This window comes from Mesorhizobium sp. M0761 (assembly GCF_040320205.1).
Taxonomy (GTDB): Bacteria; Pseudomonadota; Alphaproteobacteria; order Rhizobiales; family Rhizobiaceae; genus Mesorhizobium.
Genome location: NZ_JAMYPF010000002.1, coordinates 216384 through 237281 on the forward strand (window position 1 = coordinate 216384; position 20898 = coordinate 237281).

Consider the following 20898-nt stretch of genomic DNA (forward strand, 5'->3'; position numbering starts at 1 on the left):
TCATGCCACGCCATCCAGAAAATCGCCAATCACCTGCGAGAGCGCGGCGCGATCGTGGCCCAGCGACAGGCCGAAACAGGGCAGCGAGCGGACCAGCTCGGCAAAACGGGTGACGCCGCTGTCACGCTCGCCCGGCATCTGGAAAAGTCCCGACGGCGCCAGCGCCAACATCGCCCGCGCCCGCGACACCGCGCTCAGTTCGCTGTGCTGCTGCTCGACGAGATGCGGCACCAGCAAGGCCCTTATCTCCAGCGAAGGCGTCATTGCGACACCGTCGATATCTTCGCTGAAGAATTCATATTTCCCCTGCCAGTTCGGCTCCCGCCCGGCTCTGATGGCGTCGTAGAGGCCGAGGCGCCGAAGGCCACCGGCATCCTGCTTGAACGTCCGGAAGACTGGAAAGGCCATCGGAAAGCCGCCGCCATGGTCGAGAAGAACATAGTCGTCGCCGACAGTTTGCAATCCGGCAAGCACACCGTCAACGACGCTGCCGGACTTGCCGGAGCCGCCGCGGCCGACCAGCAACACGCCCTTGCCGTTCTTGCCAAGCGTGCCGGCGTGCGCAAGCCGCATCCCCCGGGCGCTGTAGAACCAGTGCAGAAAGACGCGAAGCGGCGAGCCGGGCTCCCAGGGCGGATAGGCGCGCTCGGACTGCATCCACTGCACACCGATGTTTCGCCTGATGTCGAAGATTTGCCAGAAGCGCAAACCATGGTCGAATTCGGCACGAAACGCGGTTCCCGAAAGCGCTTCTTCGAAACGGCGCGAATGGAAGAGCTCATCGCCCCATCCCGGCGGCGCCATCATTCCATCGATGCCTGGCGACGTCACCAGGATGCGGCAAGGTTCGCCACGATCCGTGCCGGCGCCGGCCTGCGAAAGCCGTTGCCGGGCAAGCTCGGCATAGCCGGTGTTTTGCGTGTAAAGCGAAACCTCGAGGCGGGGCAGTGCCAGGCGGACAGCGGGCGCCATCGTATCCATGGCGGTTTGCGCCCGCTCGATCGCCCATCCGGCAAACCTCCGCAAATTCTCCAGGGTAATCCCGTCGCCGGTCGTAAAGGCTGTCGTCGCGACCAACTACGCGTCTTTTCTGACGGGCCAGCCGGCGGATGGGTCGGTGTCGTGGATCGGATCGGCAGTGATGAGGTCGGCGATGTCGTCGAACGCTTCGAGCAGCATGGGACCGCTCACAGTGCGCGCTACATCGCGCCAGGCCGCCGTCAGCGGCAGGGCCATTGCCCCGACATCGGGGGCAACGAGACCGTGGTCGATGATCCTGGCCAAGAAGCCCCTGATCTCATCTCGCCTCGCTGGCTCCGCGGCGGCGAGCGCATCCGTCACCTCAGACAGGTCGAAACCCCCGATAATGCCGTCGAGAACGGCACTGCCCGATGGCGACACCGAAAAATAGTGTCCCGACGCAAGATTGAGGACCACATACTCACCGTCGAAATTCTCGCACGAGACGTCTCTCGCGAGCTTGTATGGACCAGACAAATTCAGAACAACCCCCGCCTTCAGTACTATCCCGTGGCATGTCTAGACCCGCTATGCACCCACCCGCCCGCGTGACCGCGTCAGCCCAAGCACCTTTCATGCGTCAGTGCAAACGCTTTTGCAAAAAAAAGACAATGCTAGAAATAGTCAATGCTAATGTGCGAGCTCCCACACATGAAACATTGATCGAGGGCAAGGAATTCGAACGCCAAACCTTTGTTCTCCGGACGGCTGCCAGAAATCCTGGGATGCCAGCCGGGAACCCGGCGATGCAACGAGGCTGCAGGCGCGAACGCGGCGGTGCTAGGAGGCGCGGGCACTGGCCTCGCGCCACTGGCTTCGGGTTTTTCGAGAGACGGCTTGCCGCACGATACTGACCGGCACGGTTCGGGGTCTGCGCGATGCGGCTGCTTTCGAGATGGGGCGATACCTCTTTCTACGGCCGATGTTGGGCGCAAAGCTGCGCCAATCCAACGTGATCACTCACCCGTGTTCAATGGTAGCAAACGTCGCGAGACGGAGCCGATCAATTAACGGATTGTGTAGATTGACCCATGCCTGTTCTCCGGAATGGCAGCAATGGGGCCGATTGACTACAGGTCAGTTCCGCGAACCTGGCATCGCACTCCGATGACCGCTAAGCGCCTCACGTCGCACGTTGATACCGCTCCGGAGCACCGAAAGCGGACATTCCGTGAAGCTAGAATTAAAAAGCCTCACCGAGCGCCGTTGATTTCGCTACCAGCAAGCTGAAGGTCCGTAAGCAAATGTCTGCCTGCCTCAACCCAGCCGGGGCGAGCCAAAGGATGAGTGCGCCGATTTTGATCGCTTCTTCGGACGATCAAGTTATCCCATCAGTTCAATACCTCCAGGTCACGCAACGCTTGCCGCGTCCCCCGCTACAGCGGACATGCCTCGACCGACAGAGAGTCGGACGACTAGCGACACAGTACCCCTGAATGTCCGATGGCAGCCCTTGCGCGGGCTGGCTGCCGGACTTTCCATTCTGCCCTTCGACCGCGCTACTTCCGATGTGCCAGGCGGTAGCGGGCCGCCTTGGCGCGGTTGCCGCAACTGTCCATCGAGCACCAGCGCCTCGGCTTTGAGCGGCTGTCGTTGATGAAAAAGCCACCGCACTTGTCAGCCTCACATTGCCGGATATCGTTTCCCGATGGAAACAGCACCAGCATGGCAGCGGCTGCTGCCGACCGGCGCAGCGGCAGGTATAGCCCTTCGTTTGTCGACGCGGATGGGAGCTTCAAGATGTCGCCAACGCCAGCCGAGCCGCCCGCCTGCGCTATCGCCTTATGAAAGCTGCGCAGGGCGACGCGCTCCGAGGCGACACCACGGTTGAGGTTTTTCGCGCTGACATTGAGCCACGATTTGAGGGCGGCGCGCAGTTTTAGCACCTCGAGATGTACCTCGCGAGCGACCCGTGGGCGATTTACGGCATGACGGTCGAGGACCCGCCTTTCAGTTTCCGACAACAACAGGGCCGGAATGCAAAAGGCCAACAGATCCTGATAGCTCGTTATGCAATCGATCTCTGCTCCCTGGCGCCAGTGCAATGTGTTGGCAAGATCAAGTGCGGGCGCACCACCCAGCATGCGCATAGGCCCGCGCGGCGAGACGTAGGTCCGTAGAAATTCTGTTGATTCCATCGCTGTCAATATGTAACCTCCTAAACAGTTACTCAAGAGGGCAGGGCGGGTTAAATGAAGAAGCCTCTGTTGACGGTCTTGTCCTGGTTTGCGTTTGCAGTCACTGGCCAGGCAAACGACGATGTCCTTTATCGCTCAAGCGTGATCGTCACCGGAGATCGCGAGGAAACGCGCGTCCCTGCCATCCCTGAGGGTTTCGCACTGGCAGCGCAAAAGCTGACCGGAAATCCCGACGTCGTGCACAATCTGACCTTCGCTTCGCTGGCGACCGGGGCACCTGCCATGGTTTGGTCCTACACCTACCATGACCGCATGTTCGGCAGGCCAATTCACGACGAGCAGGGCACACGCGATCGCCCTTTCGATCTCACCTTCCAGTTCGACCGGACGCGAATGGACCATGCGATGGCGCTGCTGGGTGAGAGACCGTGGTTGGGGCCGCGCCCGAAGCTGGCGCTTGTCATCGAGGTTACCGATATGGCGCGTAGCTATGTACTCGCCGCCGATGGCGTCCACGGATCGGATCTGCGCGCAAGCTTTGAAGATGCTTCGGCCCTATTCGCCATACCGATCATTTTCGCAAAAGAAGCCGATCTGTCGGCGGTCGCGCAGGAAAACGTTGATGCAATACCTCATGAGCGCCTGGCCAGACTGAAATCCAGATTGGGAGCTGACATTATCTTGGTCGGGCACCTCCATTGGGAAACCAACGAGCCGGGCTGGCATGCGGTTTGGCGCCTGCCAATTGGTGCAGAAGATACAAAGTGGGAGATCGCCGGCGTAAATTTCGATGCTGCCTTTCGCAACGCAATCGGAGGTGCCGCCAAGCGCATGCGACCGACAAGATAGCGGTCCGTTTTGCCCGCTCGGGCGTGCAGCATCGCTGCGCGTCCGGAGAGACCCTGCTGGACGCGGCGCGGAACTGGAGCATCTACATCCCAACCGGCTGCCAACAGGCCGTTTGCGGAACGTGCCGAATACCAAAACTATCCGGCGAAGTTGCCACGGACGAACTAGAGCTTTCAGGTTTTGACGGAAGCGTAACCGGCCTTTTCGAAGTAGTTCTTGCATCCAGTGGGGTCGATCGTTGCGACGAGGTGGCCGATGTGGCGCCAAGTGTCCTAGACTGTGCGTTTATGGGCTTGACGCATCCAGTGTTTTATCTTGGCGAAGGCCTGCTCGAGGTCTGGGGAGTAGGGCGGCAGGTAGCAAAGCCTGGCGCCGGCAGCTTTGGGCTTCCGAGATTATCCAGGATGACGATATTGCCAGGCTCAGCGGTGATGAGCTGCTGCTCGACGTAGGCGCGGAAGCATTGGCGTTGATGGGCCCGGCTAAGACGCGGACGTCTTCACGCTCGCGCAGCCTTTCAAACCCGCTCGTCGAAAAGCCGCGTAGTGCGTCGCGACCATCAGCCGATGTCAGCCCGCTTTCTTGCCTCGCGTTCGAGCGTCTTCCGGTCGTTGCCGTGTTCTCTGATTAGCTCGCGAACCTGTTCTGGCGTGATACGATGCTGTTTGGCGAAATAGCGAACCTCATAATCTTCATCGGCTGATACGCGGTTGCGATCTCGAACATCACGCTTGCTCTTGTCGTCTGCCATTTTCTTTCCTCCTGATCAGAGAGAACAACGACCTGAGAGAACCGCGAATGATGGCCGATAGCAGAGGCGTCCATGACTTCCCTCTAGACAACGACATGGCAGCTACCAACCGCAGCTATGCTGACACTGGGAGTTGGTCCACTCCCTGCTGATCGAGGAGAGTTGCCGGTCCGGCAATGATCTGCGGCATAACAAACGGCTTGGCGATCGTCAGGCTGTTGGGCACTCCAAGCGTTTCCAATCATCCGCGCCATCGCCACTTATGTATATCACTGGCATAGTGAGATCGGCACCTCGGAGGTGCCGGGCCACAGTCCTTTAAGATGGCGATCACCTCGAACCCGGCCTCCCGGAGAGAGTTCTCGACGTCTAAGAGGATCATGCTTTCATCCTCCACGATCAGGACGGAACCCGACGACATCGGTCCTGGCGCAATAGCGTTTGTTAATACGGTGGAAAGCAGGTAGTCATTCCGGCCGTTTCGAACATGGTGCGGCAGGCGAAAAGGATTGAGGACAGCTGAACCTCAGCCCCGCCTGCATCGTCGACGCACTGACCATTGGCCGTCGTCTCCTCTGGGCAGCGGGAACATTAGCGCCAACTAAAAGTTGGGAGCAAACCCGAACAGGTTTTTGATGGCAGATGGTCCGTCTTTCAACATCTTGATCCGCAAGCTCCAAGCCATCTCGGAACTCGCAGAATCAGACATTGCGATCTTGGGGAACATCTCGATTCAGGAGAAGAAATATCACGCCAATAAAGACATTTTGCGGGAGGGCGAGAAGCCGAGCCTTTCCTTCGTCGTTCTTGAGGGCTTGATAGGGTCGACCAAACTAACCGGGGAGGGCAAGCGTCAGATCTCCTCCTTTTTTGTTCCGGGCGACATTCCCGACCTGCATGGTTTGCATTTGTCGGTCATGGATTGCACTTTCACCCCTCTCATGCCCTCTCGAGTGGGCTTCATGCGGCACGACGATCTTCGCGCCATTTGCGACCAGCACTCTTCGATAACGAAAGTGTTTTGGCGCTCCACTGTGATCGATGCGGCGATCTATCGAGAGTGGGTCACCAACGTCGGAAGGCGCGACGCCTACTCTCGTATGGCTCACATTTTTTGCGAACTTATTGTCCGCCTTCGCTCGGTCGGTCGCATTGAAGATCATGTGGCCTATCTCCCCATAACGCAGGCTGCACTTGGCGACGCACTTGGCCTCTCCTCCGTGCACGTGAACCGAGTGCTTCAGGACCTTCGACGCGACGGTCTGATATCTACCCTTGGCTCGCGTTTTCATGCGCCCGACTGGGCAGGGCTCGTTCGCGCCGCAGATTTTGACTCTACCTATCTGCATCGTAGGGCTGCGCAGACGGGTGCCGGTTTCTGAGAATGCTGGGTCGCTCATGATGCATTGAGCCAAACCCTCGCGATACTTGAAACCGAATCTGCTCTAGAACATGCACTCCCACACGATGTCGATCACTGCTTGAGAACTGGACCGCAGACTTACCTAGCGACGGCATGGCTTCCCAAAGATACGGCCTCAGGAAGGAACCCGACGAAACCTGAACGGTGGGCGCTCCGGCTGAATATCTGGACGAGGAATATTCCCGCGAACTCGTCAGCCTTTTCACCGTGTCGACCTGAAGCGAAGGTTCGCCGGGGGAAACCTCTAAAGGACGACTGCCCTGAAACACGTGCGGAGCGCCGGAAAGTGTCCAAATTTCGCAAAGCCAACGCACCGGCGCTGCTTAGCCATAGTGGAGACGCGGCTTTGGCAACGTTCCTATAAATTGAACCCCAATTCGGTCGTTCCTGCGCCACCGCAGGACTGCTTGGTAGGCAACCCGTCGGTCGGCACGTAAAGCACGAACCGCTCAGGGACACGCGATTCCACCGGGACTTTGAGCTCAGCTCCGCCACTGTTTTGGTTCCGAATGGTGCAACTGATCTCGGAGTTTGTGATTCCGCTGATGATCGAGGCGCCTTTCAGCACCCGCTGCCTCCGTTCGCGGCGATGCTCTTCATCAACCATGTGACGTCCATCGGTCACCCCCGGCCCTATGGTACGCCCACCGGCGAACAACTGTCCATCTGGGGCGTCGCTCGGTAGCCGGACGGCATAGATGCCAGTTGCGCTGGTGAATTCGCCGACCAGACGCGAACAGACCCGAATGGTCCCGTCCAGCGGTGTCAATCCGGCAGCAGCATCTCCTCTTCATCAGCCGCGGCTTCGAACAACAGCCGGAAGTCGTTACCCGGCATTTTGCCATCCATCGCAGATAGGCAAGCCTCGGCCGCCAGCCGCCACTTGGGGCCACGATTGGACCACTTTAGAAGCTCCTCGGCGGCGGCATCAACTCGGTTGACACCAAGGCGAAGCCCCGGGCGCTCAGTCTTCACATAAACCGGAGGGTTGAACCAACGGTGGGGCATCAAGCCTCTCGAACGTCAAAGGCGATGAACAGTCCCCAAACGGAGGCTGAATTGACGATCATTTCGACCAACTGGCAGTCAGTCTCACGAAGATCATGGCCGCGCTCGCGCACCGCTGCAATGGCCGCCTTCACGGAAATTATATTGCCCGGTTGAGAACCCAACAGGACCTCGCGGACCAGCTCCTTGGCCGTTCGCTGCGCAGGCCGAACAGGTGCTTGAATGTCCATCCCATCCTCCCAGAGAGATAGAACCTCAGTCAGCTATTGTGTGGGTCACTCTCCGAAAAAGGCAAGAGCCGGAAACGTACAAAGCATGTTGCCGCAAACACCCGCATTTCGGAACGGAATCCACCCTTGCCTTTTATTGGTGGAGTCAATTTGCACGAGGCATGTGAATGCAAATCCAAGGAGTTTACGCCGTGCTCGCCACGGCAAGGATGGACAAAGCGGAGGAGTTCTATACCGGCTTTTCGAGCGGAGGCCTGACCATCGTCCCATGGACGGGTTGATCCAATGGCGCAACGTCGCAGGCGCCAACTTGCAAATCTTCCATGATAAGGAAAAGGCTGGTTCCGGCAGACTCGACTACGCCGAAGATCTAAGCAAAGCCGAGGCCTCGAAGCGAATCGACGCGCTAAGGAGTGAGCTCAAGCTCTAAAGGCGCTGGGGGACCTACGACAGGTTGAAGGTCGCCAGTTTCGCGGTATTTGGCCTGTGATCTGGACGGTCCTAATGGTGAAGGTGGTAGAGTTTGCTAACGATCTTCCACTCTCCAGCGATCTTGAGCAGGGAAAGATAGTCGGTGAATCTTGTGGTTCCAAACTCGTCCTCAACCTTCACAGTCGCTGCATCGCCCGTAATGTCGAGCCATGCGACTGTCCAGTTGGGGCTGGTGTTCGGCGGCAAGCCCGCACCAATCACCTCGCCGACATAGGCATCGACACTCAGCCATTCGACCGCGCCCTGGAAGTTACCGATGATTGATGCGCGTGGGTGGAGGGCTGCCCGCAGCCCTTCTTCGGCACCGGTGGACATGGCCAAAACGTAGCCTTCGATGGTAGCGGTTATAAGACTTTCATCGGTCTGTGACATCGAGGCTTCTCCACGCCAGTGTTTGCAGCGGTCAGAGCATGGAGGGACCGATCCTTGCTGACAACAGGCAAACGGTTTTTCGGACCAGTTGGCGCCCGTTTTCTTTGTTGCTTTCGCGGTTACTTCTGACGACGCCTCGCGCCACAGGCCGCCAGAAGATCAGGTCGAGTTGAGGTGTGTCGCAAGTTCCCTACTTCCGAAACGAGTCGCCGCCCAATGGGTAGACGCGACTTCACCATTTCAACCGCTCGTTCTGTTCAACAACGAGGGCCGTGTGTTGCGGCTGCTTTGATCGGAACGCAAGCGTCCGGAGTATGAATAACCAACTCTCTTGTCGGTCGAGTAAACAACTTTACCGACACCGTGGGAGAGCGATGCGCGTAAGCCTTCGTGTGGGAAAAGGCCAGCAGTGCTGCAGCTGATGCTTCCCTTCTGCGATGGAGCGCGCCTGAGAAGCCGCACCAGCGGCGCGCCGGTTGTGAACGTGAAGGCAGCCGGCGCGTTCAGCGAGCGCCGTCCCGTTCAGCGAGCGCCGTCCCGTTCACCTGCCTTTCTTTGACGGCCCTGTGTTCAGCTTCCCACGGCAACGCGTGGAAGTCGGGCTTGTGCCCCGCTTCACGGTAGGCAGCCTGAGTGAGGAAACTTGCTTTGTCCCGCTCCACAACGCAAACAAACGGCGGATTCCCCGGGCACCTATAAACGCCTACAGCTTTTTTCATGCAACAGGTGTGCGACGGCTGCTCGAAGATGTCGTCCTTCATTGCGATGACAGAACAAGAGCGAGGATAGCAGCGGTCCGGCATCACTGAAGGTGCGGGAATTCGTAAAAATCGTACAACTCTCATTGCAGAGAGAGTTTCGGCGGGCTTAGCAATGTGGCGTTTACCATTGCTTTGAGGGAGGCTGCGATGGTTGCAAAGCTCATAGATATCGCTCAAGCGGCCACTACGGCCACCTTGCTGATGCGCAAGAAGTCCATGGCGGAATCCGCCACATTTCGCCGGGACATGGATCAATCGCGCAGGGCCATCCGAGCCTCACGCGAGCGCCTTCGTCAACGTCATCGCGATGACGTGGCGCGAGGCTGGGAAGATGCCGACCCGTGTTGTCGTCTCCGCGTTTCAAGCCGACGTTTTCCGCTCTGCATTCCAAGCCCTAGTACGGGAAACGGGTACGCCTGAATGTCAATGGCGCGATTTAGCCAAGGCCCTGGTGCACGATTTCACGGGGTGCGAGCTGATCGAAACTGGCTTGGTGGATTGGATCGTCAGCAAGTAGCCGCTGCCCGCCAGCGGCCCAGCAGCCGTCTGCGGGACTTTGCAGCGGACGCGCTGGGCCTGACCGGTGGGGCGGTGTGGTATCCGCCGGCTGGCGAACATATGCGCCCCCTGCCAACGCCAGCGAAACATCCAAACGAACGAGGCGATCTAACCGCGATCTCGCCATCCAAGGCCAACACATAGGCCGATAGCAAAGGCCCATAATCGCTGAGAGAACGAAAATGGCCGACGCCATGGTTGGGGAACCCGGGTGGGTAGGCGCCGGCCACAAGCGGAACAAGCCCGCCGCGCCACACACATGGCTGATTTGTCATCACATGGTTATGGTGTGATCGCGCAGGGCTGCACCAGCGGAACTTAGTAAACGCCGCTTGGTAAGCGATCCTCGACTCGATCGTTCATCGCCACGACGACTTGGGAAACTTGACGGTTGCAGCCTTCTGCCATGTCAAGCTCAAGTCATTAACAGCGGCCGCCCGGTCATGAGCAGGCATGCGCCCATCCTAGCATATCGCGCTGCCGGTATCGCAAGGCGCCGGCAGCAAGGGGAGGCGACCAGAGCCGATGTGAAGGGACTAGGCAGCTAATATTCGCTTGCGCTAATTTAAATGTGCCGTAACGTCATGCTCAGCGTTTTTGGGGAGGAGCAACGGTGGGGAGTATGATGAGATTAGCTGTGTTTTGCGCGGCGATCGTGATCGCTGGGACTGGTGTCGCTGTGGCCAAGAAGGAGAAGAAGGTGGTGGTGAGTGACGCCACGGACCTTTGCTCTACGAAGCACTCTGCCAAGAAGCAGGTGCTCGAGCTGGACTGCAGGCCGACCGGAACCGCCAAATTGCCGGCCGGTGGAACGCCGGAAAAGCCGCGCCTCGGATACGACACCAATCCGTGGCTGGTTAAAGGCCTTTAGAGACTAGCCGATGGCAACACAGCGCGGCTAAGGAATGTGCGCTGGCGGTGAAGCCTTCCTTGTTCTCTCATCGGTGGAAAATTGTCGGCTGGAAACGCTTCGGACGGTGCACTGCCCCATCAGTGCAACGTTCACTTCCTTGTTTGCACTGGCCGGCTGCCGAAAGGTGGCCGGCTTTTTCGTATATAAGCGCAACCTGATGTTTGGAGCTTGTTGATTGGACAGCAGCGAGTGGCCGTTGCTGCCTTACCGTCCAGGATTGGAATTTGTAAAGGCGAGATCACCAAGGCAGGAATGAACCAGGCTAGCAACGGTTTCGTCTGTTAGCCGCGACGCCGGCGATAATTGAATTCAGAAGGGCGTCGGCCCGGCTGCCCAACATCAGGGTGCACAGACAGCCGGGCCAAGGCTGGAAAGAGGTTCCGCTCCCGCCCAGCCGTGCCCGGCATGATACGCATCGCACCTGGGCGCAAGCCGTACCAATGGCTCGCCTATTCCGCCGCGCCTCTTCGGCAGGAAACCCTCGGCCTCATCACAATGGAGGGCGACATTCGCAGCGCCCTATGGAACCATCCAGAGTGACATAGGCTGTTTCATGGAACTTGCTGATGACATCAGGAGGCCTGTTAAGCATGCCAGTTGTTCGCGCTCGTAGCTCAGATGCAGGTTGGAGCTCTGCCTAGTGCACCAGTATCGGAAGCGAGAACTAGGAACCGGCAGTGCTACGAATAGATTGCCGCAGTCGAGCTTCTATCAGAGCATGGCAAGGGCTGCCTTTCTCTCCACGTTGGCAGTCGTCCTGCTGCTCGCGCTATTGCCAGACCACTTACTGCACGCCCTCGGATTGGCCTTTACGTCTCATCACGACAAGCTCAACCACGCCGCCGCGTTCGCCACCTTGTCGGCTTGGGGTAGCCTCGGCTGGCCCCAACAGGTGGTCCGGCTGGCGGTTCTACTTGCTTTAACGGGCGCAGCGATCGAAATCCTTCAATGCGTCACAGGGCGTGACATGAGTGTCTTCGACTGGTTTGCCGACTGCGCCGGAATGGCATACGGGCTGAGAACTATGAGCTGGGTGAACGAGATTCTAGGCGAATCGGTTATTTGATCGCCACAGGCTCCGCTTTACCGCCGCCGTCTTGGCCCCACTTGCCAGCCTTACGCCGGGGCCGCCTTCGATCACCATCGCTATTGCCATTCAATTTCCGAAGCAAAGGCCGATAGCAAGGCGAATAGGTTAGCGCGGGCGCGCCAAAGCTTGGCTCGGGCCGATCAACGCAGTTAATTAAAAATGGGACATCTGCGGTCCGCAGGCAAGTCCGTCGGCTGTGAGCGATCAATATGCAAGAGCAACACCCAAACGTGAGTTATCGCGACCTCGGCGCCTCTGGTTGACAATCGTGGCGGCCTCACTGCATTTTCGCGTTGAGGGACAAACTTGGGGATCCTGCATGAAGAAGCCTTATCAGAAGCCTGAATGAAGAAGCGCGAGAAGCTCTTGGCCGTAACGGCTGTGTGCACGCCATCAACCTGCACCGATGAGTGAGAACATTTACACCGGCGCTTTGCCGAAATTCACGCTAGAGAGGGACTGCAGTGAAGAAAGAATACAGCAAGCCGGTACTGACCAAACGTGGCGTCTCAGCGCGGTGACGGCGGGAGGGTCACCCAGTGTTGTTGTCTTGCCGCCTGAGCCGCTATAACCCAGCGAGGGCCCTGCCACACAAGCCCCCGTGATGGCGTCGTCCAGGCTTTGAACGGTGTCGAAGGTTCCGGGATGGAAGAGCTCGGATTTGAGGATGGCAAAGAAGCTCTCCATTGGGGCGTTGTCGAGGCAATTGCCTTTGCGTGACATGCTCTGTTGGAGGCCTCTGGCTTCCAGCCTGCGTTGGAATGCCGACATCTGATACTGCCATCCCTGATCGGAATGCAGGATCGGCCTTTCGTTCTCACCAAGCCGGCGACGCGAATTTGTTGGTGCTGCGAGCCACACCTACCATTTGGCCGAGCTCTTCGCATATCTCTCTCGCGTCTTGGCGGGAACTCTCTCTTTCGTAGGGAGGATGTGATGGGCAACGTGGTGCCAATCCGCAACGCCGCGCCTTGCTGACAACAAGACCCCAAAGCCGGAAGGCGAATGATGATCGCGACGACTTAAAGCGTGTCGCGATTAATTAGCCTCGTATCCTGCAGCCTTGAAGAAGTTTCTGCATTCAACTGGCTCGAGCAGGTGGCAGATATCGCCGAGAGCTTGGCAGAGTTCGTCGAGGTTCTGGCCGCTTTCTTTCTCAGCCGCGCCTTGAGTTTTGAGTAGGCCATCTCGATCGGATTGAGATCGGGTGAGTATGGCGGCAGGAACAGGAGCCAAGCGCCCCCGGCGAACCAGTTGTGCGGCGCGCTCGTTCTTGTGGAAGCCAACATTGTCGAGAATGACGATATCGCCGGGCGACAGTTGGGGAGCAAGCTGTGTTTCGATGTAGTGTTCGAAGATGGCGCCATTCATCGGCGCGTTGACGATCCACGGCGCGACAAGGCCGTGGCATCGTAGCCCGGCGATGAAGGTCTGCGTCTGCCATTTGCCGAGGGCGCATGGGTCCTGAAGCGCTCGCCCTTCGGCGCCCAGCCGGTGTTGGTCAGTTTGGTGTTGGTCGACGTCTCATCGATGAAGATCAGCCGCGCCAAAGCCTTGTTGAAGAAGCGCTTTCGCCGCCCGGTCCACAGCTCACGCGCCTGGCGCACGTCGGCCCGCTGCTGCTCGCTGGCCAGTAGAGTTTTTTTTATGACTGAGCCCAAGGCGATGGAGCAGGCGCCCGACATTGGAGCGGTGCACGCTCACACCACGCACCTCCAGTTCGACGCAAAGCTCATCCAGCGTCAGTTCGCCGGTCTCGGCCAACGCAAACGCACAAACTCGGCATGCGGCTCAAGCTTGCCGCCGCCCACATGGCCCTGCCGGCGCGCTTCAAGCGAACCGGTCTGCCGCCGCAAGTTGATCAGATTGTTCACAAAGCGAGGCGAAACGCGGAAATGGCGCGCTGCCTCGCGGTGACCATGCCCCTCATCGACATACGCAACAACACGCTGACGCAACTCAAGCGGCAGCGGCTTGCCCATCGCGGTCTCCTTTCAACCGCAATGAATCACGAACTCAAACCAAATGGAATCCTGAATGCCTTAAATCGCGACAGGCTCTAGCCTAGCCATTCCCCCAACGGCTGGGAGAGATCCGGTTCCCGGCGGCGTTCCCGTCGTTCTTCAAGGAACAGCTTGGTGTGCTCGTCCCATTCAAGAGGCGTTGTCCCGTGCTCTTGAGCGAACTTTCCAAACTCCTTGCGCAGGTCGGCAAGGGCCAAAGCCCAAAGATGCTCACCGTTATCAAGGTTCGACATCGCGTTCACCAATTCCGTCCATTCTGCCGGAATTACGTTGGCTTCGCGGTTGAGCATTCCGGTGGGGTTAAGCCCCACAAGCATGCCCAACTGCGCCGGCCATTCCCTACGGCTGCGTATGGTATTCGCGCTCGGAAATCTTTTCCAAGAGCTTCCGTGAAGCCAGGACACGGCGCGTCTCTTGGATGGTCGATTGTAGGGATTCAGTTCTCTCTCCGCCCATCTCTGGCTACTGCGGTCGCCTTCGACGAACTGGTGGTCAGATTCCCATTTGTCTTTCATGCCTCTCAACGAGCGAGCCGGGAACTCGTTCGGCCGATTGCCCGCTGGCTCACGCTGGCGGGCTTTTTTGGGTCAGTCGGGAACATCCTCGCCCTGAGGCTGTTCAGTCACACCCGGCTCGTTCTTAAGCGGTCCTGCCGGTGACCAAGATGGCCCCTCACTCATCGTGGTCGGCCCGCGCTCGGAAGCAAGCGCGGGCCATCCCTGAACAAGTCCGGGGCAACCGGCCAGGCAATTGCAGCATCGATGGTGGCCGCCGGCGTTGACCGAACTTGCGGGCCAATTCCTCCTAGGTTGACGACGGACTATCGGTAGCCATTTCTACAATTCTCAATTTGGCTGGAAAGCCTTTCTACCCGCAAGCGTTGAATTAGCACGGCTGCATTCAAGCAGTTGCATTCGGAGGAATTTAGATGAATTCGAAAATGCTCATTCTCGGCGCGACATTTGCCCTTATGACCGGATCGGCCTTTGCCGGCAGTGCCACTGGCACGTCTGCGCTCGACGATCCTGCAAAAATGTCTCCTTTCTTCACGGACAGCAGCATGAAGACCATGAAGTCTGAGGCCGAAGCGAAAACCGCTTGGTCGGCTATGTCTCAGGAGGATAAGGACGCGGTGATGAAGGACTGCGCTGACGCAGATATTGCGAAGGCCCATGAAAACTTCTGCAAAGCTGCGATGATGATGGGCAAATAGGCCCAACACCTAGCTTAGTATAATACGCGCCCGCTGGCCCGGCCGGCGGGCGTTTTCATTTGCCCTCGGACCCTGGGCCAATTCGCACAGTTGCTCCCTGGGATGGCGCGGGCCACTCGATCTGAGACTCTGTCAATCGCCCGTCGGGCCTGATGCCCTCCATGGCGCAAGCCGGAATGCATAACGATTGCGGATGTGGCTGTTAAAATAGACGCCCTTGGCAAAGGCAGCTTTGAAAGCAGCAACGGCCTCAGCAGGTACGTCCAAAAACTCGTAATGCTTCCCACTCGCTACAAACCAAACCGAGAGAACCCTGGTGTTGGGGTCATAGTCGAACTTGCGTATCGAGGTCGACGGCATGGTATGCCATTCAAAAACTCAGCTAGCCGAGTTGGATCGCCAGCTACAGGCTGAAACTGTATTCGAATATGTGGCCGCGCTTTTCGTCGGCAACCCTGATCCAGATGGGCTCGCTGGTGCGCAGAGTGACTTCCCGCTCTGTCGCTTCCCGCGCCGCCCTGGTCGGCGTTGTCGCATGGACGATGTGGGTAGCCGTCACGGTATCGCCGTCCATTTCCTCAACGTGGTATTTCGGCACTTTTGGTCCTAAGCGTCCAGTTCGAGCGGCTCGTGCTCCGGATCGGCATGATAAGTGACCTGGCGAAAATCGCGCATATCGATCTGTTGACCGCAAACAGGGCAAGGGAGGAAATGCGCGAGTTCGCTCGCGGGCGGGCCTTCATGTCGGTGCCCGATTAGTGGTCTGCCGAGATCAGATAGCCTGGTCATTGTTTCCGCAGCGCCTTGGCTACCCGCTCCAAAGTCTCGCGTTGGTTGCCGTGCTTCGCGATCAGCTCTTTGACCTGCTGGGGTGTGATGCCGGTCTTTGTTGCGAAATATTCAACTTCATAATCCTCGTCGGCTGAGACACGGTCCCGATCGCGAAAATCCCGCTTGCTCTTGTCATCGGCCATATCGTTTCCTCCTTCCCTCATCCCGCAACGTCGAGTTGACGTGTTTGTTGCACCAAAAGGCTGATTTCCGGTTTCGGAACTATAATCTTATTGAATCGCCGGAGGGTGGGTCAGTGCTTCGTTTGAAGTTCATCGAGCCGTTGATGCCGACCCTTGTGGAGAAGCCTCCCGAGGGTGAAGGCTGGACCCACGAGGTCAAGTTCGACGGCTACCGATCGCAGATGATCATTGATGAAGTCGGCACACGCATTTATACGCGCAATGGCCACGACTGGACGGCGAAATATCGCGACCTGGTGAGAGAGGCAAAGCGCCTTGGTGCCGAAAGCGCCATTGTCGAGGGCGAGATCGTCGTTCTGAACGACAAGGGCCTTTCGGACTTCACAGCGCTGCGCAAAGCCATCACCCGCCGGCAGCACGACTTGTATTTTGATGCCTTTGATCTGCTTCATCTTAACGGCCACGATCTGCGCGATAAGGCGCTAGCGGAGCGGCGCGAGATCCTCGCCAGCATGACCGAGTCCGGCGGGCGCATTCAGTTCAGCGAGCCGCTGCCGGACGAACCGAAGGCCATTTTTCACTTGCTCGACAAGGCCGGACTTGAAGGCATGGTGTCGAAGCGGAAGGACAGCAAATACCGAAGCGGTCCGTCGACCAACTGGCTGAAGGCCAAGTGCTATGCGATCGACGAGTTCGATCTGCTCGGCGTCGAGCGTGAAACTGGCAAGCCGGCTTTCGCTCTGATGGCTGAGCGCGGCACCGGGCGCTATGTCGGAAGCGCCTTCGTCACCTTGAACCGGGAAATGCGCGAGAGGCTATGGAAACGCGTCCAGGAGCACTCAGGCACGGCGCCCAAGGGCATGGGTCAAGCCGGGGCTGATCGGACGCGTGAAGCACCTGCGCGGCGAGGATGACCTGCGTCATGCCTCACTGCAGGATTTCCGCGAGGAAGATTGAACGCTATATCGGAGCCATGCCAGCAGCAGATCGCCTTACCGTCCGCTTCGCCTATCAACGCGGCTTTCAGGTCCTCGACGGCAGCGCGATCCTCCAGACGTTCGAGAAGCAGGACGAGGCGTGAATGCCCAGCCGCAGGCACTTGGTTCTGGACCTGCCATGACGGCGGCGCGTGCGAACAGTCAAAACGAAAGATGAGGCTGTTGTTGGAGTCGAACGGGCATTCACGCGGCGCATCGCCGGGGCAGATCTACGCTAACCAGCCAGCACCATTCCAAAGCCAACACCTAGGCCGATAGCGAGGCCCATGAACAGCTTGCCTGCCATATCGATGGCGAAGGCGAGGACAGGGCACCACACGTCCTGGCGGGGCTCTCTGAGGGCGTTGGCGATATCATCGAAGATCGCTTCCATGACCCCAGATTCTAGATCCCAATCGCGAATATTTGAATCCCCGGTTCGTTCCGTCAAAATCTGACGGTCAGGCGAGCGCCCTGGAAAGCACGTGCAGTAACGGTTGATTCAACCATTGCTGGTAAATTGTGGAATGTGGGGGGCGGCTCCGACAGTTCGGGGTGGAACTCAATGCCGAAGCCGCCTGCGCAGCCAAGGTTGGGGTTTGACCGCGCCGTCCTATAATGGGACAGCGCGGTCAACGATTCGTTAAAACGTTCTGGAACTAATTAAGCACGCGCTAATTGACTCGCGGTCTCGGGAGTCAGTGCATGCGTGAAGTTCATTCCTCCGATGATGGAGCCGATTTTGGCGGGACAGGCCTCCCGAGGGCATTGGGCAGCGTCACTTACCGGCCGCCGTCTTCGTCTTCCGTCTTCCTAGAGATCCGCCATTCGTTGGGCGAGTGGGTTGTTCGCATCATAGGGAGGAACGGTGAAACGTATTCCCGAGCATTCGAATATGAAGCAGATGCCGTCGCTTTCGCCAGCGATCAGTCTTCTCGTCTAGGATTGGAAGCTCCCCCGAAGCGAGCAACTTGACGAAATCAGCGAGCGACGCGCTGAAGCAGAGCGACTATCTGTTTCGCGGTCTCGTCGGTCTCGTCTTCGAGCATTCCGATCATGGATTTCGCGCCGATCACTGGCGACTGTCGTGCGTCATCTTTCAGTATGATCGATGACGCCTGCTCGGGGGTGGTATCATCCTCCAGGCCGAACTCATGGACTCCGACGGGGGTTCTTGATTGGGCCGATGTGCGGCCTGGTTGAAGGTCAAAAGCTGCTTCGGCCGCTACGAAGAGCCTAGTCTATGACCTCGCCACCGAACAGCCGGAACCTAAGCGCCTGATGGAGCTTAAGGCTCCATGAGTACACGCGGTATCAATTTCCTCGATCGCTGGATCGGCAACAATCTCCCCGAAACGGCGAAGGCCGACACGGTTTCGATAAGTGAGTACACACACAAATTGTACGCCGACGCTAAGGCGCTGGGGATCAGGCGCGAAGAGATCGACGAAGAAGTTGACAGCCTATATCGGACGCTTGTCGATGCTGTGGTGCACTTTGATCCTGGCTTGACCGAATGAGTGTTCGCGGCAGGAAGTTTCTCGATAAATGGGTAGCCGAAGAGTTGCCAATTGTGGCGCGGGGCGATCCGATCGCCGCCAGCGACTTGGCAGATGAGGCTCATGCCACCTGTGGGCAGCCGATTTGACTGCCAACTGTGGCAGAAAAACAACTACCCCTAACGGCGCGCTCTGCTACCGAAGGGCAGGTTAGGAGATGCCCACGAAGACGCTGCTTCTTGGTTCGTCGTTGTCTCTGATGGGGTCTTCGGCGTTTGCTGCCGATGCCGTCCTCGAAGAAGTCACCCCAGTTTTTAGCTGGACAGGTGGGTATATCGGTCTTCAGGCAGGCTACGCTCGGAGCGACGGAAATATACGCCAACGCAACGGCCGGGGCTTCATTGAGACAGATCCTGACGGGTTCCTTGGCGGTGTCTACGCCGGTTACAACTATCAGATGCCGAGCAATATCGTCATTGGTGTGGAACTCGACGTCGAGTATGCGAATGTTGATGGCAGCGGCCAAATATTCGCGGCTCCAGGTCTCCCGTTTCCGGGCGGCATCGGGACCGAGGAACTGAATTGGAGTGGGGCGGCAAGACTTCGCCTAGGGTATGCCGTCGATCGCTTTCTGCCCTATATCGCGGGCGGCGTTGCATATGGCGGCATCGACACAAGCAGTAATACTACCGTCTCAGGTTCTTCGGAGATACATCCACAGGATGGACGATAGGCGCGGGCTTGGACTACGCCATGACCGACAATCTTCTGCTGCGGGCCGAGTACCGCTATACTGACTTCGGCACTGAAGCGTTGCCAAATGGGAAGGTTGATTTGAAAACCAATGAGGTTCGCCTCGGCATCGCCTACAAATTCTAGTCCTCGCAAGTCCCAATAGAAAAGCCTGCCGCTTGCCGCGACGGGCTTTTCTTTGTGCACCGCTAATTCGGGGGACCGTGGCATCTGCATGAAGATGGCCGGCGCCGCAATGGGAGCATTGCCTGATCAGCGCCGGCCGGGCGGTAAAATCAGGTCCGCCGCAACTCAATCGATAGCTGATTCTTGACGTTGCGTCAGGTGGGGTTCGGACTACGCCTTCTTCGCCCGTTTCGCCGGCGCCTTAACCTCAGCCTTCCGAGCTAGACCAGACGCCTTCGCAAGGGCCGATCGCTTCGCGGCGTAGTTCGGCGCGACCATGGGGTAATCGTGAGACAAGCCCCAATTCTCCCGGTATTCGTCGGGAGTCATGCCAAGTAGGCCAGGGTGGCGTTTCATAGACTTGAATTTCCGGCCGTCTTCCAGGCTGATGATGTGATCCGGGAACACAGACTTTTTGGATTTGCCGCAGGCACAAGCTCTTTCGCAGCCGGTGCGATTTGGCTGCTCAACCTGACAATGAAGCGGTTTTTTCGCTACTCCGCATTTCTGACTCGATATATCTCTTGCGCCTCGTGCAAGCTCTGGCGGGCCTGTTGCAGTGATCGATGCAAGTTCGCCAGCAATTCGTCGGCGTCGGCCGTCGGACTGCCTTCGTGATCCAGTAAGCCGACGATAATATCCTGCTTGGAAACGATGCTCTCGTTGTGAACGAGTTGGCCCATAAAATACATGAGCCGGCTCTGTGCCTGTGTGGGCATGGGCCTTCTCCCTGGTCGGGCGAAAGCCTGATGATCGCTCCCAAGCGCCTCGTGCCTGTTTTTTTTGATTTTTCGAGGCGACCGCAGCAGTGTGCGCTCGTTAGCAGGCAATGGCAACCGGCCAGGCAATTGCAGCATCCACGCTGCGCACGCCGCCCTGACCGCGCGTGCCGGTCCCCTGGCGTCGCTCGGCCGCTACTTCAGTGTTTCCGGTTGACAATCGTGATCGGCGCACCGCATTTTTGGCGTTGAGGGACAAACTTGGGGATCCTGCATGAACAAGCCTGATCAGAAGCCTGAATTAAAGAAGCGCGACAAGCTCTCGGCCGTAACGGCTGTGTGCACGCCATCAACCTGCACCGATGAGTGAGAACCTTTAGACCGGCGTTTTGCCGAAATTCACCAGAGAGGGACTGCAGTGAAGAAAGAATACAGCAAGCCGGTACTGACCAAACGTGGGCGTCTCAGCGCAGTGACGGCGCAATTGGCACCCAGTGTTGAACCCAGAGGAGCCTAGGCAAACCCCTGCAACAAAGCCAGTTGGCTTCGCCGGCGGGCTTTTCCGCTTCCAGGCGGCCGAAACTTATCTTCGCGTGCCTGTCACAACGAGCCATGCGGTTTCCGTGCTCGGTCTCCGCACTTCAGGGTCGCTGAACCCTGCATCTCGCAAGGCAGCAATGACCTCATCCGGCTCGCGAGGTGTAAAAATATCGGCCGGCATGTTCATCCGGTCCATATGTGCCTTCGGGAGGAAGCCAAGCACGACGCGACCGGCTGGTTTGAGGACGCGATGGAGCTCTGCGGATCCAGCTCTAAGGCTTTGCCAGAAGTACACTGTGTGGACGCGGAGAGCCTTGTCGAATGTGCTATCCGGCAAGGCAAGTCCTCGACTAGCCGGTTCGGAACTCGGCTCGTCCGACGCGCACTGCATCGGCGAACCTTTGGGAGGCAGCGTTCACGACATCCTGC

The 20898-nt window shown here is 58.3% G+C and carries 26 protein-coding genes and 7 pseudogenes; 11 read left to right on the top strand and 22 right to left on the bottom strand.

What is annotated here, in order from left to right:
• The 3 genes from NKI32_RS03900 to NKI32_RS03910 form a co-directional block, all read right to left on the bottom strand.
• Positions 1 to 1077 (bottom strand): serine kinase, encoded by a 1077-nt coding sequence (locus NKI32_RS03900; protein WP_353001922.1) that lies wholly within the window; start codon positions 1075 to 1077, stop codon positions 1 to 3.
• Positions 1078 to 1437 (bottom strand): PqqD family protein, encoded by a 360-nt coding sequence (locus tag NKI32_RS03905; RefSeq protein WP_353001924.1) that lies wholly within the window; start codon positions 1435 to 1437, stop codon positions 1078 to 1080. It lies immediately after the preceding gene.
• A 1082-nt stretch (positions 1438 to 2519) separates the two neighbouring features.
• On the bottom strand, positions 2520 to 3158 hold the full coding sequence (locus tag NKI32_RS03910) for a CGNR zinc finger domain-containing protein (protein WP_353002157.1): 639 nt from the start codon (positions 3156 to 3158) through the stop codon (positions 2520 to 2522).
• A 54-nt stretch (positions 3159 to 3212) separates the two neighbouring features.
• On the opposite strand from NKI32_RS03910, the gene NKI32_RS03915 reads away from it, so the two are divergent.
• Together NKI32_RS03915 and NKI32_RS03920 are read left to right on the top strand one after the other, a co-directional pair.
• Positions 3213 to 4007, top strand: a complete 795-nt coding sequence (locus tag NKI32_RS03915) for a DUF8605 domain-containing protein (protein ID WP_353001926.1) — start codon at positions 3213 to 3215, stop codon at positions 4005 to 4007.
• Positions 4008 to 4030: 23 nt separating this feature from the next.
• Positions 4031 to 4165, top strand: a pseudogene (locus NKI32_RS03920) (2Fe-2S iron-sulfur cluster-binding protein); the annotation flags it as partial.
• 15 nt (positions 4166 to 4180) lie between these two features.
• Here NKI32_RS03920 and NKI32_RS03925 read toward each other — a convergent pair.
• Both NKI32_RS03925 and NKI32_RS03930 read right to left on the bottom strand, forming a co-directional pair.
• Positions 4181 to 4496 (bottom strand): annotated as a pseudogene (locus NKI32_RS03925) (IS630 family transposase); the annotation flags it as partial.
• 70 nt (positions 4497 to 4566) lie between these two features.
• Complete coding sequence (locus NKI32_RS03930) at positions 4567 to 4758, bottom strand: DUF3606 domain-containing protein (RefSeq protein WP_023832311.1); 192 nt, start codon at positions 4756 to 4758, stop codon at positions 4567 to 4569.
• 635 nt (positions 4759 to 5393) lie between these two features.
• Between NKI32_RS03930 and NKI32_RS03935 the strand changes: the two genes are divergently transcribed.
• On the top strand, positions 5394 to 6140 hold the full coding sequence (locus NKI32_RS03935; protein ID WP_353001929.1) for a Crp/Fnr family transcriptional regulator: 747 nt from the start codon (positions 5394 to 5396) through the stop codon (positions 6138 to 6140).
• Positions 6141 to 6504: 364 nt separating this feature from the next.
• Here NKI32_RS03935 and NKI32_RS03940 read toward each other — a convergent pair.
• The 5 genes and pseudogenes from NKI32_RS03940 to NKI32_RS03960 form a co-directional block, all read right to left on the bottom strand.
• A pseudogene (locus NKI32_RS03940) lies at positions 6505 to 6788 on the bottom strand (PilZ domain-containing protein).
• Positions 6789 to 6946: 158 nt separating this feature from the next.
• Positions 6947 to 7189: a DUF982 domain-containing protein gene (locus NKI32_RS03945; protein WP_023669677.1), complete on the bottom strand. Its 243-nt coding sequence runs from the start codon at positions 7187 to 7189 to the stop codon at positions 6947 to 6949.
• Entirely contained in the window at positions 7189 to 7419 is a 231-nt protein-coding gene (locus tag NKI32_RS03950) for a hypothetical protein (RefSeq protein ID WP_353001931.1), read from the bottom strand. The genes NKI32_RS03945 and NKI32_RS03950 overlap by 1 nt, the downstream gene beginning before the upstream one ends.
• A 501-nt stretch (positions 7420 to 7920) precedes the next feature.
• Entirely contained in the window at positions 7921 to 8283 is a 363-nt protein-coding gene (locus NKI32_RS03955) for a nuclear transport factor 2 family protein (RefSeq protein ID WP_353001933.1), read from the bottom strand.
• Between the two features lie 503 nt (positions 8284 to 8786).
• Positions 8787 to 9221, bottom strand: coding sequence for a hypothetical protein (locus tag NKI32_RS03960; RefSeq protein WP_353001935.1), 435 nt, complete (start codon positions 9219 to 9221; stop codon positions 8787 to 8789).
• A 1003-nt stretch (positions 9222 to 10224) separates the two neighbouring features.
• On the opposite strand from NKI32_RS03960, the gene NKI32_RS03965 reads away from it, so the two are divergent.
• A complete protein-coding gene (locus NKI32_RS03965; RefSeq protein ID WP_353001937.1) occupies positions 10225 to 10473 on the top strand; it encodes a hypothetical protein in 249 nt (82 codons plus the stop codon).
• Positions 10474 to 11206: 733 nt separating this feature from the next.
• Complete coding sequence (locus tag NKI32_RS03970; RefSeq protein WP_353001939.1) at positions 11207 to 11581, top strand: VanZ family protein; 375 nt, start codon at positions 11207 to 11209, stop codon at positions 11579 to 11581.
• A gap of 627 nt (positions 11582 to 12208) precedes the next feature.
• Here the strand turns inward: NKI32_RS03970 and NKI32_RS03975 are convergent.
• The 5 genes and pseudogenes from NKI32_RS03975 to NKI32_RS03995 all read right to left on the bottom strand — a co-directional run.
• Positions 12209 to 12433, bottom strand: a pseudogene (locus NKI32_RS03975) (transposase); the annotation flags it as partial.
• A gap of 194 nt (positions 12434 to 12627) precedes the next feature.
• Positions 12628 to 13096 (bottom strand): annotated as a pseudogene (locus NKI32_RS03980) (transposase).
• A gap of 99 nt (positions 13097 to 13195) precedes the next feature.
• The gene (locus tag NKI32_RS03985; RefSeq protein WP_353002159.1) at positions 13196 to 13318 is read right to left on the bottom strand and encodes a helix-turn-helix domain-containing protein; all 123 of its coding nucleotides are present in this window, start codon (positions 13316 to 13318) and stop codon (positions 13196 to 13198) included.
• A gap of 29 nt (positions 13319 to 13347) precedes the next feature.
• Positions 13348 to 13587 (bottom strand): helix-turn-helix domain-containing protein, encoded by a 240-nt coding sequence (locus tag NKI32_RS03990; protein WP_353001941.1) that lies wholly within the window; start codon positions 13585 to 13587, stop codon positions 13348 to 13350.
• A gap of 77 nt (positions 13588 to 13664) precedes the next feature.
• On the bottom strand, positions 13665 to 14144 hold the full coding sequence (locus NKI32_RS03995; RefSeq protein WP_353001943.1) for a hypothetical protein: 480 nt from the start codon (positions 14142 to 14144) through the stop codon (positions 13665 to 13667).
• 413 nt (positions 14145 to 14557) lie between these two features.
• Between NKI32_RS03995 and NKI32_RS04000 the strand changes: the two genes are divergently transcribed.
• Positions 14558 to 14842, top strand: coding sequence for a hypothetical protein (locus NKI32_RS04000; protein WP_353001945.1), 285 nt, complete (start codon positions 14558 to 14560; stop codon positions 14840 to 14842).
• A gap of 132 nt (positions 14843 to 14974) precedes the next feature.
• Here the strand turns inward: NKI32_RS04000 and NKI32_RS04005 are convergent, their stop codons facing one another.
• The 3 genes from NKI32_RS04005 to NKI32_RS04015 all read right to left on the bottom strand — a co-directional run bounded on the left by NKI32_RS04005 (position 14975) and on the right by NKI32_RS04015 (position 15816).
• A complete protein-coding gene (locus NKI32_RS04005; protein ID WP_023723937.1) occupies positions 14975 to 15202 on the bottom strand; it encodes a KTSC domain-containing protein in 228 nt (75 codons plus the stop codon).
• A 43-nt stretch (positions 15203 to 15245) separates the two neighbouring features.
• Entirely contained in the window at positions 15246 to 15440 is a 195-nt protein-coding gene (locus NKI32_RS04010; protein ID WP_353001947.1) for a hypothetical protein, read from the bottom strand.
• Positions 15441 to 15627: 187 nt separating this feature from the next.
• Positions 15628 to 15816, bottom strand: coding sequence for a DUF3606 domain-containing protein (locus NKI32_RS04015; protein ID WP_023708231.1), 189 nt, complete (start codon positions 15814 to 15816; stop codon positions 15628 to 15630).
• A 143-nt stretch (positions 15817 to 15959) separates the two neighbouring features.
• Here NKI32_RS04015 and NKI32_RS04020 point away from each other — a divergent pair.
• Positions 15960 to 16773 (top strand): annotated as a pseudogene (locus NKI32_RS04020) (ATP-dependent DNA ligase).
• 255 nt (positions 16774 to 17028) lie between these two features.
• Here the strand turns inward: NKI32_RS04020 and NKI32_RS04025 are convergent.
• Positions 17029 to 17187, bottom strand: coding sequence for a hypothetical protein (locus NKI32_RS04025; RefSeq protein WP_353001949.1), 159 nt, complete (start codon positions 17185 to 17187; stop codon positions 17029 to 17031).
• Between the two features lie 577 nt (positions 17188 to 17764).
• Here NKI32_RS04025 and NKI32_RS04030 point away from each other — a divergent pair.
• The 4 genes from NKI32_RS04030 to NKI32_RS04045 all read left to right on the top strand — a co-directional run bounded on the left by NKI32_RS04030 (position 17765) and on the right by NKI32_RS04045 (position 19171).
• A complete protein-coding gene (locus NKI32_RS04030; RefSeq protein WP_353001951.1) occupies positions 17765 to 17908 on the top strand; it encodes a hypothetical protein in 144 nt (47 codons plus the stop codon).
• 183 nt (positions 17909 to 18091) lie between these two features.
• Positions 18092 to 18313: a DUF768 domain-containing protein gene (locus tag NKI32_RS04035; RefSeq protein WP_353001953.1), complete on the top strand. Its 222-nt coding sequence runs from the start codon at positions 18092 to 18094 to the stop codon at positions 18311 to 18313.
• A 196-nt stretch (positions 18314 to 18509) separates the two neighbouring features.
• Positions 18510 to 19025: an outer membrane protein gene (locus NKI32_RS04040; RefSeq protein WP_353001955.1), complete on the top strand. Its 516-nt coding sequence runs from the start codon at positions 18510 to 18512 to the stop codon at positions 19023 to 19025.
• A 20-nt stretch (positions 19026 to 19045) separates the two neighbouring features.
• Positions 19046 to 19171 (top strand): outer membrane protein, encoded by a 126-nt coding sequence (locus NKI32_RS04045; RefSeq protein WP_353001957.1) that lies wholly within the window; start codon positions 19046 to 19048, stop codon positions 19169 to 19171.
• A gap of 210 nt (positions 19172 to 19381) precedes the next feature.
• Here NKI32_RS04045 and NKI32_RS04050 read toward each other — a convergent pair.
• From NKI32_RS04050 to NKI32_RS04060, 3 genes and pseudogenes are all read right to left on the bottom strand, one after another.
• Positions 19382 to 19650: pseudogene (locus NKI32_RS04050) on the bottom strand (Ros/MucR family transcriptional regulator); the annotation flags it as partial.
• 54 nt (positions 19651 to 19704) lie between these two features.
• Positions 19705 to 19929, bottom strand: coding sequence for a hypothetical protein (locus NKI32_RS04055; RefSeq protein WP_353001959.1), 225 nt, complete (start codon positions 19927 to 19929; stop codon positions 19705 to 19707).
• Positions 19930 to 20512: 583 nt separating this feature from the next.
• Positions 20513 to 20860 carry a class I SAM-dependent methyltransferase gene (locus NKI32_RS04060; protein ID WP_353001961.1) on the bottom strand — a complete coding sequence of 116 codons (348 nt, stop codon included), beginning with the start codon at positions 20858 to 20860 and terminating at the stop codon, positions 20513 to 20515.
• Positions 20861 to 20898: the final 38 nt, after the last annotated feature.

Bases quoted from the DNA above. Each gene is read 5' to 3' on its own strand.
- NKI32_RS03910 (WP_353002157.1), bottom strand. From the start codon at position 3,158: ATGGAATCAACAGAATTTCTACGGACCTACGTCTCGCCGCGCGGGCCT.
- NKI32_RS03915 (WP_353001926.1), top strand. From the start codon at position 3,213: ATGAAGAAGCCTCTGTTGACGGTCTTGTCCTGGTTTGCGTTTGCAGTC.
- NKI32_RS03930 (WP_023832311.1), bottom strand. From the start codon at position 4,758: ATGGCAGACGACAAGAGCAAGCGTGATGTTCGAGATCGCAACCGCGTA.
- NKI32_RS03935 (WP_353001929.1), top strand. From the start codon at position 5,394: ATGGCAGATGGTCCGTCTTTCAACATCTTGATCCGCAAGCTCCAAGCC.
- NKI32_RS03945 (WP_023669677.1), bottom strand. From the start codon at position 7,189: ATGCCCCACCGTTGGTTCAACCCTCCGGTTTATGTGAAGACTGAGCGC.
- NKI32_RS03950 (WP_353001931.1), bottom strand. From the start codon at position 7,419: ATGGACATTCAAGCACCTGTTCGGCCTGCGCAGCGAACGGCCAAGGAG.
- NKI32_RS03955 (WP_353001933.1), bottom strand. From the start codon at position 8,283: ATGTCACAGACCGATGAAAGTCTTATAACCGCTACCATCGAAGGCTAC.
- NKI32_RS03965 (WP_353001937.1), top strand. From the start codon at position 10,225: ATGATGAGATTAGCTGTGTTTTGCGCGGCGATCGTGATCGCTGGGACT.
- NKI32_RS03990 (WP_353001941.1), bottom strand. From the start codon at position 13,587: ATGGGCAAGCCGCTGCCGCTTGAGTTGCGTCAGCGTGTTGTTGCGTAT.
- NKI32_RS03995 (WP_353001943.1), bottom strand. From the start codon at position 14,144: ATGAAAGACAAATGGGAATCTGACCACCAGTTCGTCGAAGGCGACCGC.
- NKI32_RS04000 (WP_353001945.1), top strand. From the start codon at position 14,558: ATGAATTCGAAAATGCTCATTCTCGGCGCGACATTTGCCCTTATGACC.
- NKI32_RS04005 (WP_023723937.1), bottom strand. From the start codon at position 15,202: ATGCCGTCGACCTCGATACGCAAGTTCGACTATGACCCCAACACCAGG.
- NKI32_RS04015 (WP_023708231.1), bottom strand. From the start codon at position 15,816: ATGGCCGATGACAAGAGCAAGCGGGATTTTCGCGATCGGGACCGTGTC.
- NKI32_RS04025 (WP_353001949.1), bottom strand. From the start codon at position 17,187: ATGGAAGCGATCTTCGATGATATCGCCAACGCCCTCAGAGAGCCCCGC.
- NKI32_RS04035 (WP_353001953.1), top strand. From the start codon at position 18,092: ATGAGTACACGCGGTATCAATTTCCTCGATCGCTGGATCGGCAACAAT.
- NKI32_RS04040 (WP_353001955.1), top strand. From the start codon at position 18,510: ATGCCCACGAAGACGCTGCTTCTTGGTTCGTCGTTGTCTCTGATGGGG.
- NKI32_RS04045 (WP_353001957.1), top strand. From the start codon at position 19,046: ATGACCGACAATCTTCTGCTGCGGGCCGAGTACCGCTATACTGACTTC.
- NKI32_RS04055 (WP_353001959.1), bottom strand. From the start codon at position 19,929: ATGCCCACACAGGCACAGAGCCGGCTCATGTATTTTATGGGCCAACTC.
- NKI32_RS04060 (WP_353001961.1), bottom strand. From the start codon at position 20,860: ATGCAGTGCGCGTCGGACGAGCCGAGTTCCGAACCGGCTAGTCGAGGA.